Consider the following 865-nt stretch of genomic DNA (forward strand, 5'->3'; position numbering starts at 1 on the left):
CCGCCGGCACCAGCGCGAACAGCCCCACCAGTCGGTCCGCCGCCTGCGCCGCGTCAAACGCGCCGCGATGGCCGCCCGCCTCCATCCCCTGCGCCACGATCACATCGGCGCCGGCGTCCTCGGCGGCCAGCGCCTCCGCCACCGTGGTTGCGGTGGCGAACCAGGCGATGCCCTGCGCTTTCAACCGCGCCACCACATCGGGCGGATAGAGCCCCATGATCGAAGAGACCGCGCGCGGCCGGGCGGCGATCAGCGCGTCGCATTGCGCGGCGAAATCATGCAGCTCGGCCTCGGTCGCCGTTTCCGGCACCTCCGGCCCCCATCCGGCCAGGAACTGCCGCACCGCCGCCTCGTGCGCCAGGTCGCGCACCGGGTCGGGATCGGGGATCCACAGGTTCATCTGGAAGGCGCCGTTGCTTTGTGCCCGCAACTCGCGCGCCCAGGCGGCAATCGCCTCGGGCGGCATCAGCAACGCGCCGCAGGCGCCCATGCCGCCGGCCGTCGCCACCGCCGCCGACAGCGCCACCGGGCAGGCCCCGGCCATCGGCGCCAACAGGATCGGCAATTGCAGCCCATAGGTTTCGCAGAAGGTGCCGACCCGGTCGGCAATGGCGGATTCGGTCATGATGGTCCTCCCCAGCTTGCCGGGAAACCATGCGCCGGATCGGCCTCTATTTGAAGACCGGCGCGCGCCCCTGCATCTGCGCGGCGATCACCTCCATCTGGTCGGGCTTGCCGATCAGCGCCGCCTGCTCGCGCGATTCCGCCAGCAGCACCGCATCGCGCGGCGCCGCCTCGGCCACCTCGATCAGCCGCTTGGCGGCGCGGATGGCCGAGGGGCTGCGCCCGGCGATCTCTTCCGCCA

At 72.4% G+C, this 865-nt stretch carries 1 protein-coding gene and 1 pseudogene; both read right to left on the reverse strand.

The window, feature by feature from the left end:
• Positions 1 to 625, reverse strand: a 625-nt coding sequence (locus tag CVM52_RS26160) for an NAD(P)H-dependent flavin oxidoreductase (protein ID WP_133120021.1), incomplete at its 3' end; no start/stop codon positions are given.
• 46 nt (positions 626 to 671) lie between these two features.
• Positions 672 to 865: pseudogene (locus tag CVM52_RS26165) on the reverse strand (enoyl-CoA hydratase); the annotation flags it as partial.

Source organism: Pseudooceanicola lipolyticus (assembly GCF_002786325.1).
GTDB lineage: Bacteria > Pseudomonadota > Alphaproteobacteria > Rhodobacterales > Rhodobacteraceae > Pseudooceanicola_C > Pseudooceanicola_C lipolyticus.